Annotated in this window: 13 protein-coding genes; 11 read left to right on the forward strand and 2 right to left on the reverse strand. The window is 41.3% G+C overall.

The window, feature by feature from the left end:
- Positions 1-63 precede the first annotated feature (63 nt).
- Positions 64-2,367, forward strand: a complete 2,304-nt coding sequence (locus F9B91_RS01530; RefSeq protein WP_150922331.1) for a DNA translocase FtsK — start codon at positions 64-66, stop codon at positions 2,365-2,367.
- 44 nt (positions 2,368-2,411) lie between these two features.
- On the opposite strand, the gene F9B91_RS01535 is transcribed toward F9B91_RS01530, so the two are convergent.
- A complete protein-coding gene (locus tag F9B91_RS01535) occupies positions 2,412-2,846 on the reverse strand; it encodes a DUF6556 family protein (RefSeq protein ID WP_033687159.1) in 435 nt (144 codons plus the stop codon).
- A 138-nt stretch (positions 2,847-2,984) separates the two neighbouring features.
- Here F9B91_RS01535 and F9B91_RS01540 point away from each other — a divergent pair, with 138 nt between their 5' ends.
- From F9B91_RS01540 to F9B91_RS01580, 9 genes are all read left to right on the forward strand, one after another.
- Positions 2,985-4,127, forward strand: a complete 1,143-nt coding sequence (locus F9B91_RS01540; RefSeq protein WP_150922332.1) for a cysteine desulfurase family protein — start codon at positions 2,985-2,987, stop codon at positions 4,125-4,127.
- An 8-nt stretch (positions 4,128-4,135) separates the two neighbouring features.
- Positions 4,136-5,350: a tRNA uracil 4-sulfurtransferase ThiI gene (gene thiI / locus F9B91_RS01545; protein ID WP_033687158.1), complete on the forward strand. Its 1,215-nt coding sequence runs from the start codon at positions 4,136-4,138 to the stop codon at positions 5,348-5,350.
- 136 nt (positions 5,351-5,486) lie between these two features.
- Entirely contained in the window at positions 5,487-6,311 is an 825-nt protein-coding gene (locus tag F9B91_RS01550) for an alpha/beta hydrolase (RefSeq protein WP_150922333.1), read from the forward strand.
- 18 nt (positions 6,312-6,329) lie between these two features.
- A complete protein-coding gene (locus tag F9B91_RS01555; RefSeq protein WP_150922334.1) occupies positions 6,330-7,070 on the forward strand; it encodes an esterase family protein in 741 nt (246 codons plus the stop codon).
- A gap of 12 nt (positions 7,071-7,082) precedes the next feature.
- A complete protein-coding gene (locus F9B91_RS01560; protein ID WP_150922335.1) occupies positions 7,083-8,249 on the forward strand; it encodes an ATP-grasp domain-containing protein in 1,167 nt (388 codons plus the stop codon).
- A 158-nt stretch (positions 8,250-8,407) separates the two neighbouring features.
- Positions 8,408-9,313 carry an aquaglyceroporin Gla gene (gene gla, locus F9B91_RS01565; protein WP_049543626.1) on the forward strand — a complete coding sequence of 302 codons (906 nt, stop codon included), beginning with the start codon at positions 8,408-8,410 and terminating at the stop codon, positions 9,311-9,313.
- 124 nt (positions 9,314-9,437) lie between these two features.
- On the forward strand, positions 9,438-10,163 hold the full coding sequence (locus tag F9B91_RS01570) for a CppA N-terminal domain-containing protein (RefSeq protein ID WP_001102233.1): 726 nt from the start codon (positions 9,438-9,440) through the stop codon (positions 10,161-10,163).
- Positions 10,160-11,095: a serine hydrolase domain-containing protein gene (locus F9B91_RS01575; protein ID WP_150922336.1), complete on the forward strand. Its 936-nt coding sequence runs from the start codon at positions 10,160-10,162 to the stop codon at positions 11,093-11,095. Before F9B91_RS01570 ends, F9B91_RS01575 begins: the two co-directional genes overlap by 4 nt.
- Positions 11,096-11,103: 8 nt before the next feature.
- On the forward strand, positions 11,104-12,000 hold the full coding sequence (locus F9B91_RS01580) for a DMT family transporter (protein WP_150922337.1): 897 nt from the start codon (positions 11,104-11,106) through the stop codon (positions 11,998-12,000).
- A 42-nt stretch (positions 12,001-12,042) separates the two neighbouring features.
- Here F9B91_RS01580 and F9B91_RS01585 read toward each other — a convergent pair whose 3' ends face one another.
- Positions 12,043-12,741, reverse strand: coding sequence for a GntR family transcriptional regulator (locus tag F9B91_RS01585; protein ID WP_150922444.1), 699 nt, complete (start codon positions 12,739-12,741; stop codon positions 12,043-12,045).
- A gap of 141 nt (positions 12,742-12,882) precedes the next feature.
- Between F9B91_RS01585 and guaA the strand changes: the two genes are divergently transcribed.
- On the forward strand, positions 12,883-14,445 hold the full coding sequence (guaA, locus tag F9B91_RS01590; RefSeq protein WP_084929606.1) for a glutamine-hydrolyzing GMP synthase: 1,563 nt from the start codon (positions 12,883-12,885) through the stop codon (positions 14,443-14,445).
- Positions 14,446-14,509: the final 64 nt, after the last annotated feature.

Consider the following 14,509-nt stretch of genomic DNA (forward strand, 5'->3'; position numbering starts at 1 on the left):
GTACCGTTTGGTGCAGTCTTTTTCTCTTTCCGAAATGCCTGTGAAATATGGTATAATAAAAGAATGGCAAACAAGAATACAAGTAAAACAAGACGGAGACCGTCTAAAGCAGAACTCGAAAGAAAAGAAGCGATTCAACGAATGTTGATTTCGTTGGGAATCGCCCTTTTATTGATTTTCGCAGCCTTTAAATTAGGGGCTGCAGGTATAACCCTTTACAATTTAATTCGCTTGCTGGTGGGTAGCCTAGCTTATCTGGCAATATTTGGCATCCTACTCTATCTCTTCTTTTTCAAGTGGATACGAAAACAGGAAGGGCTCCTATCTGGCTTTTTCACCATATTTGCAGGTTTGCTCTTGATTTTTGAGGCCTACTTAGTTTGGAAATATGGTTTGGATAAGTCGGTATTAAAAGGGACTATGGCTCAGGTTGTGACTGATCTGACTGGTTTTCGAACGACCAGTTTTGCTGGTGGAGGCTTGATTGGTGTTGGACTCTATGTGCCAACAGCCTTTCTCTTCTCAAATATCGGTACTTACTTTATTGGTTCTATCTTGATTTTAGCAGGTGCTCTCCTAGTCAGTCCTTGGTCTGTTTACGATATTGCTGAATTTTTCAGTAGAGGCTTTGCCAAATGGCGGGAAGGGCATGAGCGTCGAAAAGAGGAACGTTTTGTCAAACAGGAAGAAAAAGCTCGTCAAAAGGCTGAGCAAGAGGCTAGATTAGAACAAGAAGAGACTGAAAAAGCCTTACTCGATTTGCCTCCTATTGATATGGAAACGGGTGAAATTCTGACTGATGATGTTGTGCTTGACGTTCCTCCTGTTCCAGAAGAAGAGTGGGTGGAACCAGAAATCATCTTGCCTCAAGCTGAACTTGAATTCGCTGAACAGGAAGATGGCTCTGATGATGAAGATGTTCAGGTCGATTTTTCAGCCAAGGAGGCTCTTGAGTACAAACTTCCAAGCTTACAACTCTTTGCCCCAGATAAACCAAAAGACCAGTCGAAAGAGAAGAAGATTGTTCGAGAAAACATCAAAATCCTAGAAGAAACTTTTGCTAGTTTTGGTATCAAGGTAACAGTTGAACGGGCTGAAATTGGACCATCAGTGACCAAGTATGAAGTCAAGCCGGCCGTTGGTGTAAGGGTCAACCGCATTTCCAATCTAGCAGATGACCTCGCTCTAGCCTTGGCGGCCAAGGATGTCCGAATCGAAGCACCTATCCCAGGGAAATCTTTAGTGGGAATTGAAGTACCTAACTCTGAGATTGCGACAGTTTCTTTCCGAGAACTATGGGAACAATCTCAAACGAAAGCAGAAAATCTCTTGGAAATTCCTTTAGGGAAGGCTGTTAATGGAACCGCAAGAGCTTTTGACCTTTCTAAAATGCCTCACTTGCTCGTCGCAGGTTCAACGGGTTCAGGGAAGTCAGTAGCTGTTAACGGCATTATCGCTAGCATCCTCATGAAGGCGAGACCTGACCAAGTTAAATTTATGATGGTCGATCCCAAGATGGTTGAGTTGTCTGTTTACAATGATATTCCCCACCTCTTGATTCCAGTTGTGACCAATCCACGTAAGGCTAGCAAGGCTCTGCAAAAGGTTGTGGATGAAATGGAAAATCGTTATGAACTCTTTGCCAAGGTGGGAGTTCGGAATATTGCAGGTTTTAATGCCAAGGTAGAAGAGTTCAATGCCCAGTCTGAGTACAAGCAGGTTCCGCTACCGTTCATTGTCGTGATTGTGGATGAGTTGGCTGACCTCATGATGGTTGCCAGCAAGGAAGTGGAAGATGCCATCATTCGTCTCGGACAGAAGGCGCGTGCTGCAGGTATCCACATGATTCTTGCAACCCAGCGTCCATCCGTTGATGTCATTTCTGGTCTGATCAAGGCCAATGTCCCATCTCGTGTCGCTTTCGCAGTTTCATCAGGAACAGACTCCCGTACTATTTTAGATGAAAATGGAGCTGAGAAACTGCTTGGTCGAGGAGATATGCTCTTTAAACCGATTGATGAAAATCATCCAGTTCGTCTCCAAGGATCCTTTATCTCGGATGATGATGTTGAACGCATCGTAAACTTTATCAAGGCTCAGGCAGATGCGGACTACGATGAGAGTTTTGATCCAGGTGAGGTTTCTGAAAATGAAGGTGAATTCTCAGATGGTGAAACTGGTGGAGATCCGCTTTTTGAAGAAGCCAAGGCTTTGGTAATCGAAACTCAGAAAGCTAGCGCATCTATGATTCAGCGTCGTTTGTCAGTTGGATTTAACCGTGCGACCCGTCTCATGGAAGAGCTTGAGATGGCAGGTGTCATTGGTCCAGCTGAAGGTACCAAACCAAGAAAAGTTTTACAACAATAAAAAAATAGCTTCTTTCCAAGTTTGGAAGGAGGCTATTTTAGTGATTATTGATTAGTTTTATTTTCCGAAGTTGGACTATTGGACTGTTTTTCATTTTCAGTAGCAGGTTTACTTGGAGTAGGAGCAGGAGTAGTAGAGTCCTGAGTTGCTGTTTTCTGCTCTTCTTTTTTCTCTTCCTTGACGCTAGCTTTTGGTGTTTCCTCTTGCTGTGTTTTTTCTTGAGAAGTGTTATTTTCCTTATTGGGACTAGTGTTTTCCTGAGGGGATTCCTTTTGAATTTCTTTGACAATGGTTGTCGTCTGGCTTGTCGTAGGTTCTTTTTTAGTATTTTTGTTATTATCCAAGGCGTTCATAATCGTGATACTTGCGGTAATTAAGCCAAGGATACTACCGATAGTAGCAACGGTTTTTTGAAAGACTGTAAAGCCTTTTTTGATGTGTTCTGTTTTTGGTTTTGAAGTTCTACGATAATTAGACATACATTCTCTCCTTTAATTAAAATTTATTATACCGCATTTCTTTAAAAAAATCTTAAAAAAAGAGGAATTGCCCTTTCTTGTCGCAGGCACCGTTTCATGATACAATAGAGGGAGTGATTTTAGAAAGCGTGAGAAAATATGATTTACTTTGATAATTCGGCGACGACCAAGCCCTATCCTGAAGCACTTGAAACCTATATGCAGGTCGCTTCAAAAATTTTAGGAAATCCATCTAGTCTCCATCGTTTGGGAGATCAGGCAACACGAATCTTAGATGCTTCCCGCCAACAGATTGCAGATTTAATCGGTAAGAAAAGCGAGGAAATCTTCTTTACTTCTGGTGGGACAGAAGGAGATAACTGGGTTATCAAGGGTGTGGCCTTTGAAAAGGCTCAGTTTGGAAAGCACATCATTGTATCAGCCATTGAACATCCGGCAGTCAAAGAGTCAGCCCTCTGGCTGAAAAGTCAAGGATTTGAAGTGGATTTTGTTCCAGTTGATAACAAAGGATTTGTGGATGTTGAAGCGTTAGAAGGTTTGATACGACCTGATACGACCCTCGTTTCCATCATGGCAGTAAACAATGAAATCGGCTCGATTCAACCTATTGAGGCTATTTCAGAATTGTTGGCAGACAAGCCGACTATTTCCTTCCACGTTGATGCGGTTCAGGCGCTTGCCAAGATTCCGACTGAAAAGTATCTGACAGAACGAGTGGATTTCGCGACTTTCTCTGGTCACAAGTTCCACGGAGTTCGTGGTGTTGGTTTTGTCTATATCAAGTATGGTAAGAAGATTACGCCTCTTTTAACAGGTGGTGGTCAGGAGCGTGATTACCGTTCGACAACTGAAAATGTGGCAGGAATTGCAGCGACAGCCAAGGCTCTCCGTTTATCTATGGAAAAGCTAGATATCTTTACTAGCAAGACTGGCCAGATGAAGGCAGTGATTCGTCAAGCACTTCTGGACTATCCAGATATTTTTGTCTTTTCAGATGAGGAAGACTTTGCCCCTCACATCCTGACTTTTGGAATCAAGGGTGTTCGTGGTGAAGTCATCGTTCACGCTTTTGAAGACTATGATATTTTCATCTCAACGACCTCTGCTTGTTCGTCAAAGGCAGGGAAACCTGCAGGAACTCTGATTGCTATGGGAGTGGATAAAGATAAGGCCCAGTCAGCTGTGCGTCTTAGCCTAGACCTTGAAAATGATATGAGTCAGGTCGAGCAGTTTTTGACCAAGTTAAAATTAATTTACAATCAAACTAGAAAAGTAAGATAGGAGCATTCATGCAATATTCAGAAATTATGATTCGCTACGGTGAGCTGTCAACCAAGGGCAAAAACCGTATGCGTTTCATCAATAAACTTCGCAATAATATTTCAGACGTTTTGTCTATCTATCCCCAAGTTAAGGTAACAGCAGATCGCGACCGTGCCCATGCATACCTCAATGGAGCAGATTACACAGCAGTAGCAGAATCCCTCAAACAAGTTTTTGGAATTCAAAACTTTTCCCCTGTTTATAAGGTTGAAAAATCTGTAGAAGTTCTGAAGTCTGCTGTCCAAGAGATTATGCAGGACATCTACAAGGATGGCATGACCTTTAAAATTTCTAGCAAGCGTAGCGACCACAACTTTGAGTTGGATAGTCGTGAACTCAATCAAACACTTGGAGGAGCTGTTTTCGAAGCCATTCCAAATGTGCAAGCTCAAATGAAAAGTCCTGACATCAATCTTCAGGTGGAAATCCGTGAAGAAGCAGCCTATCTTTCTTATGAAACTATTCGTGGGGCTGGTGGTTTGCCAGTTGGAACTTCAGGTAAAGGCATGCTCATGTTGTCAGGAGGGATTGATTCACCTGTAGCAGGTTATCTTGCTTTGAAACGTGGAGTGGATATTGAGGCTGTTCATTTTGCCAGCCCACCTTACACGAGTCCTGGTGCCCTTAAAAAAGCCCAAGATTTGACTCGAAAATTGACCAAGTTTGGGGGCAATATCCAGTTTATCGAAGTGCCTTTCACAGAGATTCAAGAGGAAATTAAGGCCAAGGCACCAGAAGCCTATCTCATGACCTTGACGCGTCGCTTTATGATGCGGATTACCGACCGTATTCGTGAGGTACGAAATGGTTTGGTTATCATCAATGGGGAGAGTCTAGGTCAAGTAGCCAGCCAAACCCTTGAAAGCATGCAGGCTATCAATGCCGTTACCAACACTCCCATCATCCGCCCAGTTGTAACCATGGATAAGTTGGAAATCATTGATATTGCACAAGAAATCGATACCTTTGACATTTCAATCCAGCCATTTGAAGACTGTTGTACGATTTTTGCACCAGATCGTCCTAAGACCAATCCTAAGATTAAGAATGCAGAGCAGTATGAAGCTCGTATGGATGTTGAAGGTTTAGTTGAGCGAGCTGTGGCTGGAATCATGATTACCGAGATTACACCTCAAGCTGAAAAAGATGAAGTGGATGACTTGATTGACAATCTCCTCTAAATCAGAAAATCCAAAAGAATTTAGAAAAACAAATGAAAAAGTTAGTTTTTAATCCAAAAATGGAAGCAAAACTAACTTTTTTTCTATAATTGTGATATAATAAAATAAAATTTTGAATATAGAGAGTTTTCTGACAATGAATCAATCCTACTTTTATTTAAAGATGAAAGAGCATAAACTCAAGGTTCCTTATACTGGTAAGGAGCGCCGTGTACGTGTTCTCCTGCCTAAAGATTATGAGAAAGATACTGACCGTTCCTATCCTGTTGTTTACTTTCATGACGGGCAAAATGTTTTTTATAGCAAAGAGTCTTTTATTGGTCATTCATGGAAGATTATCCCAGCTATTAAGCGCAATCCGGATATCAGTCGCATGATTGTCGTTGCTATTGACAATGATGGTATGGGGCGGATGAATGAGTATGCGGCATGGAAGTTCCAAGAATCTCCTATTCCGGGGCAGCAGTTTGGTGGTAAGGGTGTGGAGTATGCCGAGTTTGTCATGGATGTGGTCAAACCTTTTATCGATGAGACCTACCGTACCAAAGCTGACCGCCAGCATACAGCTATGATTGGGTCTTCACTAGGAGGCAATATTACCCAGTTTATCGGTTTGGAATACCAAGACCAAATTGGTTGCCTAGGCGTCTTTTCATCTGCAAACTGGCTCCACCAAGAAGCATTTAACCGTTATATCGAGCGCCAAAAACTGTCGCCTGACCAGCGCATCTTCATCTATGTAGGAACAGAAGAAGCAGATGACACAGACAAGACCTTGATGGCTGGCAATATCAAACAAGCCTATATCGACTCGTCACTTCGCTATTACCATGATTTGATTGCTGGGGGAGTTCGTCTGGATAATCTTGTCTTGAAAGTTCAGTCTGGTGCCATTCATAGTGAGATTCCATGGTCGGAAAATTTACCAGACTGTTTGAGATTTTTTGCAGAAAACTGGTAAAGTAAGAAAGGAGAAAATATGCATATTGAACATCTTAGCCACTGGAGTGGCAATCTTAACCGTGAAATGTACCTCAACCGTTATGGGCATGCTGGTATTCCAGTTGTGGTCTTTGCTTCATCTGGTGGCAGTCACAATGAATACTATGATTTTGGCATGATTGATTCCTGTGCTTCCTTTATCGAGGAAGGCCGTGTTCAGTTCTTTACCCTATCTAGTGTGGATAGTGAGAGCTGGTTGGCCACTTGGAAAAATGGTCACGACCAAGCAGAGATGCACCGTGCCTATGAACGCTATGTGATTGAGGAGGCCATTCCTTTTATCAAGCATAAGACAGGTTGGTTTGATGGCATGATGACGACAGGCTGCTCCATGGGCGCATACCATGCTGTCAATTTCTTCCTCCAGCATCCAGATGTCTTTACCAAAGTAATTGCTCTTAGTGGTGTCTACGACGCACGTTTCTTTGTCGGAGATTACTACAATGACGATGCTATTTACCAAAACTCGCCAGTAGATTATATCTGGAATCAGAACGACGGTTGGTTTATCGACCGTTACCGTCAGGCAGAGATTGTGCTTTGTACGGGGCTTGGTGCCTGGGAACAAGACGGTTTACCATCTTTCTACAAGCTCAAAGAAGCCTTTGACCAGAAACAAATTCCAGCCTGGTTTGCTGAATGGGGACATGATGTCGCCCATGACTGGGAATGGTGGCGTAAACAAATGCCCTATTTTCTTGGACACCTGTATCTATAAAAGGAGTTACCTATGAATTACCTTGTTATTTCTCCCTACTATCCACAAAACTTTCAACAGTTTACGATCGAACTAGCTAATAAAGGCATCACAGTCTTGGGAATTGGTCAAGAGCCTTATGAGCAATTGGATGAACCCTTGCGCAATAGTTTGACCGAGTATTTCCGTGTAGATAATCTTGAAAATGTAGACGAAGTCAAACGTGCAGTTGCTTTTCTCTTTTATAAACATGGCCCAATTGATCGCATCGAGTCCCACAATGAATATTGGCTAGAGCTGGACGCAACACTCAGAGAACAATTCAATGTTTTTGGTGCCAAATCAGAAGATCTTAAAAAGACTAAATACAAGTCTGAAATGAAGAAACTTTTCAAAAAAGCAGGTGTCCCTGTGGTACCTGGAGCTGTTATCAAGACGGAAGTAGATGTTGATAAAGCTGTGAAAGAAATCGGACTTCCAATGATTGCCAAACCTGATAATGGAGTGGGAGCGGCAGCCACCTTTAAGCTTGAGACAGAAGACGATATCAATCATTTCAAGCAAGAATGGGATCATTCAACTGTTTATTTCTTTGAGAAATTTGTCACCTCTAGCGAAATTTGTACCTTTGATGGTCTTGTGGACAAGGATGGTAAAATTGTCTTCTCAACAACCTTTGATTACGCCTATACACCGCTTGATCTCATGATTTACAAGATGGACAATTCTTATTACGTTCTCAAGGATATGGATCCTAAATTACGTAAATATGGTGAGGCAATTGTCAAGGAATTTGGTATGAAAGAACGTTTTTTCCATATCGAATTCTTCCGCGAGGGAGATGATTACATCGCTATCGAGTACAATAATCGTCCTGCAGGTGGTTTCACCATTGATGTTTATAATTTTGCTCATTCCTTGGATCTCTATCGTGGCTATGCAGCTATTGTCGCAGGAGAAGAGTTCCCAGCGTCAGACTTTGAACCTCAGTATTGTTTGGCTACTTCTCGCCGTGCAAATGCTCACTATGTCTATTCTGAGGAGGACTTGCTTGCTAAATACAGCCAGCAGTTCAAGGTTAAAAAAATCATGCCAGTTGCCTTTGCGGAACTTCAAGGAGATTACCTTTATATGCTGACAACTCCGAGTCGACAAGAAATGGAGCAAATGATTGCAGATTTCGGACAACGTCAAGAATAAGAACTTTCGGATTAAGGAAAATTACTCCCTTAATCCTTTTGTTTTTTATAAGAAATAAAACCGCTTTCTCATATATTCTTTTAGAAAACATATTGCTAAAAGATATAAAAATTGATAGAATAAAGATTGTCTAAAAAATTTTAAGGAGAATCTATCAAATGGATTTCACATGGGCAATTAAATATGCCACTGAATTTTTGGGAACTGCTATTTTGATCATTCTTGGAAATGGTGCAGTTGCCAACGTTGAACTTAAAGGTACGAAAGGTCACCAAAGTGGCTGGATCGTTATCGCTGTTGGTTATGGTATGGGGGTTATGATCCCAGCATTAATGTTTGGTAACGTATCTGGAAACCACATCAACCCAGCCTTCACTCTTGGACTTGCAATCAGCGGTCTTTTCCCTTGGGCACAAGTTGCGCCTTATATCATTGCACAAGTTTTGGGTGCTATCTTTGGTCAAGCCTTGGTTGTGGCAACACACCGCCCATACTACTTGAAAACTGAAAATCCAAACAACATTTTGGGTACTTTCTCAACAATTTCAAGTTTGGATAATGGTACAAAAGAATCACATTTTGCAGCAACTGTTAATGGTTTTGTAAATGAGTTTGTTGGATCATTTGTTCTGTTTTTTGCAGCCCTTGGTATGACTAAAAACTTCTTTGGTGCTGAACTAGTATCAAAAGCACAAGCTGCTATCAATGCTCAAGTTGCACAAGCAACTACTCAAGGTCAAACAATTCCTCAAGAACAAGTAACAGCAGCACTTGACCAAGCTAAAGAACAAGTAGCACCATTTATGACATCTGGTCTTGGAATTGCTCATTTGGCACTTGGATTCCTTGTTATGGCCTTGGTAACATCACTTGGTGGACCTACAGGACCTGCCTTGAATCCAGCCCGTGACTTGGGACCACGTCTCCTTCATGCTTTCCTTCCAAAATCAGTTCTTGGTGAGCACAAAGGCGATTCAAAATGGTGGTATTCTTGGGTACCAGTAGTAGCACCTATCGCAGCAGCAATTGCGGCAGTAGCTATCTTTAAATTCCTTTACCTATAAGAAATTGAAACCGAGGAAATCCTCGGTTTTTTAGATGAAATTTTTACGAAAAATCGGTAAATTTGAGCATAATATCTTGTAAAAAATTCTAAAATCCTTTAAAATAAAAGAGTTGGAGGAATTTATGAATGTAAATCAAATTGTACGGATTATTCCTACTTTAAAAGTTAATAATAGAAAATTAAATGAAACATTTTATATTGAAACCCTTGGTATGAAGGCCTTGTTAGAAGAGTCGGCCTTTCTGTCACTAGGTGACCAAACAGGTCTTGAAAAGCTGGTTTTAGAAGAAGCTCCAAGTATGCGCACTCGTAAGGTAGAGGGAAGAAAAAAATTAGCTAGATTGATTGTCAAGGTGGAAAGTCCCTTGGAGATCGAAGGACTCTTATCTAAAACAGATTCGATTCATCGATTATATAAAGGTCAAAATGGCTACGCTTTTGAAATTTACTCTCCAGAAGATGATTTGGTTTTGATTCATGCGGAAGATGATAGAGAAAGTCTAGTAGAAGTAGAAGAAAAACTTGAATTTCAAACAGATTTGGAGTCAATTTCTTTAAGTAAATTTGAGATTTCTATGGAATTACACCTCCCAACGGATATTGAAAGTTTCTTGGAACTATCTGAAATTGGGGCATCACTTAATTTTATCCCAGCACAGGGGCAGGATTTGACTGTAGACAATACGGTTACTTGGGACTTATCTATGCTCAAGTTCTTGGTCAATGAACTAGATATAGCGAGTCTTCGCCAGAAGTTTGAGTCTACCGAATATTTTATTCCTAAGTCTGAAAAATTCTTCCTTGGTAAAGATAGAAATAATGTTGAATTGTGGTTTGAAGAAGTATGAAGTGGACCAAGATTATTAAAAAAATAGAAGAACAAATCGAGGCAGGGATCTATCCCGGGGCCTCTTTTGCGTATTTTAAGGACCATCAATGGACGGAGGTCTATTTAGGACAGAGTGACCCAGAGCAAGGCTTGCAGACAGAGGCAGGACTAGTTTACGATCTAGCCAGTGTCAGCAAGGTTGTTGGGGTTGGTACGGTTTTTACCTTTTTGTGGGAAAAAGGTCAATTAGATATTGACAGACCGGTAACAGATTTTTTAGCTGAGAGTGATTATCCAGACATCACTATTCGCCAGCTCTTAACCCACTCTACAGATCTTGATCCTTTTATTCCCAATAGGGATCTTTTAGCAGCCTCAGAATTAAAGGACGCGATGTTTCATCTCAACAGACGAAGTCAGTCAGCCTTTCTTTATTCGGATGTCCATTTTTTGCTGTTAGGTTTTATCTTGGAAAGAATCTTTAATCAAGACTTGGATGTGATTTTACAAGAACAAGTGTGGAATCCTTGGAGAATGACGGAAACCCAGTTTGGTCCTGTTGAACTTGCTGTTCCAACAGTTAGAGGTGTAGAGGCAGGTCTGGTACATGATCCCAAGGCTCGCCTCCTAGGCAGACATGCTGGTAGTGCTGGTTTGTTTTCGACTGTAAAGGATTTACAAATTTTTTTAGAACACTATTTAGCAGATGATTTTGCAAGAGATTTGAGTCAAAATTTTTCTACTTTGGATGACAAGGAACGTTCTTTAGCATGGAATTTGGAAGGAGATTGGCTAGACCATACGGGCTATACAGGTACCTTTATCATGTGGAATCGTCAGAAGCAAGAAGCGGTCATTTTCCTATCGAATCGTACCTATGAAAAGGATGAGAGAGCTCAATGGATTATAGACCGCAATCAAGTGATGGACTTGATTCGCAAAGAAGAGTAAGGAGAGACATGTCAAACAGTTTAAAAGGGACTCTATTAACAGTTGTGGCTGGGATTGCTTGGGGCTTGTCAGGAACGAGTGGCCAATACCTGATGGCACATGGAATTTCGTCTCTGGTTTTAACTAACTTACGACTTTTAATCGCCGGTGGGATTCTCATGGTCTTGGCTTATGCTACTGCAAAGGATAGAATGCTGGCCTTTTTAAAGGATAGAAAGAGTTTGCTGTCTCTTCTTATTTTTGCTCTAATTGGTCTCTTCCTCAACCAATTCGCCTATCTAACTGCTATTCAGGAGACCAATGCAGGAACCGCGACGGTGCTTCAGTATGTTTGTCCTGTCGGGATTTTGATTTATAGCTGTATCAAAGATAAGGTGGCACCGACACTGGGAGAGATTATTTCAATCATATTAGCTATTGGAGGGACCTTCCTGATTGCAACTCATGGGCAATTGGACCAGTTATCCATGACACCTGCAGGCCTGTTCTGGGGTCTCTTTTCTGCTCTGACTTACGCACTTTATATCATTTTGCCCATATCCTTGATTAAGAAGTGGGGGAGCAGTTTGGTCATTGGTGTGGGAATGGTCATAGCAGGTTTGGTCGCCCTTCCTTTTACAGGATTTCTACAGACTGTTATCCCAACTAGTCTTGATTTTCTCCTCGCTTTTGCGGGCATTATTCTTATCGGGACTGTCTTTGCCTATACAGCCTTCTTAAAGGGAGCCAGTTTGATTGGACCGGTTAAGTCAAGTTTGTTGGCTTCAATTGAACCAATCTCGGCGGTTTTCTTTGCCTTCCTAATTATGAATGAACAATTTTATCCTATTGATTTTCTTGGTATGGCAATGATTTTAATTGCAGTCACTTTGATTTCGTTGAAAGATTTATTGTTAGAGAAATAAAAAAGACTCTTTGTCCGTGACAGAGAGTTTTTGCCTAGTAATCTAATTATTCTCAAGATAAAATTCAAAACGTTCGCCTACATATTGACTTTTTACATATTCAAAAGCAGTACCATCTTCTAGGTAGGAAACCTGAGTCAGCCCAAGAATAGCATGTCCTTTTTCAACTTCCAAATAGTGGGCAATTTTTTCCTTAGCGAGACGAGCATAAATAGTCTGCTGTGATTTGCCAATACGGTAGCCGTGTTTTTGTAGAGTCTGGAAGAAATGACTAGTGATTTCTTCTTTTTTAAAGTCCTTAATGAATTTTTCAGGAATAGAAGCAACTTCATAAACCAGAGGAACTTGGTCGGCATAGCGAACACGTTCCATTCGGATAATATTTTCGGTAGGAGAAATTCCTAGTTTAGCAACTTCCTGCTCATTGGGAATGGTTTTTCTGTAGGAAATGAGCTGGCTAGAGGGTGCTTTACCTTGGGATTTAACAATTTCAGTAAAACTGGTTGTTCCTCGCATCTTTTCTTGTACACGTGTACTGGATACAAAGGTGCCACTTCCTACACGGCGCTCTAAGACGCCTTCTTCGACTAATAGAGATACGGCTTGGCGGAGGGTCATGCGACTGACCGCAAACTGCTCTGCTAAATCTCTTTCACTGGGAAGTCTCTCACCAATGGCCCAACGATGTTCGTCAATATCCTTTTTTATCTGATCATGGATTTTCATATAAGCGGGTAGCATATTTTTCACTTCATTTCTATCTTTTCTCTATTGTACCCCAATAAACTAGAAAAAGTCAAACTTCGCCTTGTTTAGTTGGTAATTCGCCCTTATTTGTGATAGAATATTGAAAAAAGATATTTCTTTTGAGAAAGGAAAAAGATGAGCAACATTTCAACTGATTTGCAAGATGTAGAAAAAATCATCGTATTGGACTATGGTAGCCAATACAACCAGCTGATTTCACGCCGTATCCGTGAGATTGGTGTTTTTTCAGAACTAAAAAGCCATAAAATTTCAGCTGCTGAAGTTCGTGAAATCAATCCTGTAGGAATCATCCTTTCAGGTGGTCCAAACTCTGTATATGAAGATGGTTCATTCGATATTGACCCAGAAATCTTCGAACTCGGAATTCCTATTTTGGGAATTTGTTACGGTATGCAGTTATTGACCCATAAACTTGGAGGAAAAGTTGTTCCTGCAGGTGACGCTGGGAATCGTGAATACGGTCAATCAACCCTAACTCACACACCATCAGCTCTTTTTGAATCAACACCAGACGAGCAGACTGTTTTGATGAGCCATGGTGATGCGGTTACTGAGATTCCTGCTGACTTTGTTCGTACAGGTACATCAGCTGACTGCCCATACGCAGCCATCGAAAACTCAGATAAACACATTTATGGTATCCAATTCCACCCAGAAGTTCGTCATTCTGTGTACGGAAATGATATCCTTCGTAACTTTGCTCTTAACATCTGTAAAGCTAAAGGCGACTGGTCAATGGATAACTTCATTGATATGCAGATCCAAAAAATTCGTGAAACCGTCGGTGATAAACGTGTCCTTCTCGGTCTATCAGGTGGTGTTGACTCTTCAGTTGTTGGAGTTCTTCTCCAAAAGGCTATTGGCAATCAATTGATCTGTATCTTCGTAGACCACGGTCTTCTTCGTAAAGGAGAAGCGGACCAAGTTATGGAAATGCTTGGTGGTAAGTTTGGGTTGAATATCGTCAAAGCAGACGCTGCTAAACGTTTCCTTGATAAACTTGCAGGAGTTTCTGACCCTGAACAAAAACGTAAAATCATCGGTAACGAGTTTGTTTATGTCTTTGATGACGAAGCAAGCAAGCTCAAAGATGTGAAATTCCTTGCTCAAGGTACCTTATATACAGACGTTATCGAGTCTGGTACAGATACAGCTCAAACTATCAAGTCACACCACAACGTGGGTGGTCTTCCAGAAGACATGCAGTTTGAATTGATTGAACCACTCAACACTCTCTATAAAGACGAAGTTCGTGCCCTTGGTACAGAGCTTGGTATGCCAGACCATATCGTATGGCGCCAACCATTCCCAGGACCAGGACTTGCTATCCGTGTTATGGGTGAAATCACTGAAGAAAAGCTAGAAACAGTTCGTGAATCAGACGCTATTCTTCGTGAGGAAATTGCTAAAGCTGGCCTTGACCGCGATATCTGGCAATACTTCACAGTTAACACAGGTGTTCGTTCAGTCGGTGTTATGGGTGACGGTCGTACATATGACTACACGATTGCAATCCGTGCGATCACCTCTATCGATGGTATGACTGCTGATTTTGCCAAAATTCCATGGGAAGTGCTTCAAAAAATCTCAGTACGTATCGTAAACGAAGTGGATCACGTTAACCGTATCGTCTACGATATTACAAGTAAACCACCTGCAACCGTTGAGTGGGAATAATATATAAGAGTAACTTAGGCTAAGAATCCTTGATGTAACAGCATTAAGATAATAAAACTCCATA

Source organism: Streptococcus mitis (assembly GCF_008763935.1).
GTDB classification, from domain to species: domain Bacteria; phylum Bacillota; class Bacilli; order Lactobacillales; family Streptococcaceae; genus Streptococcus; species Streptococcus mitis_DB.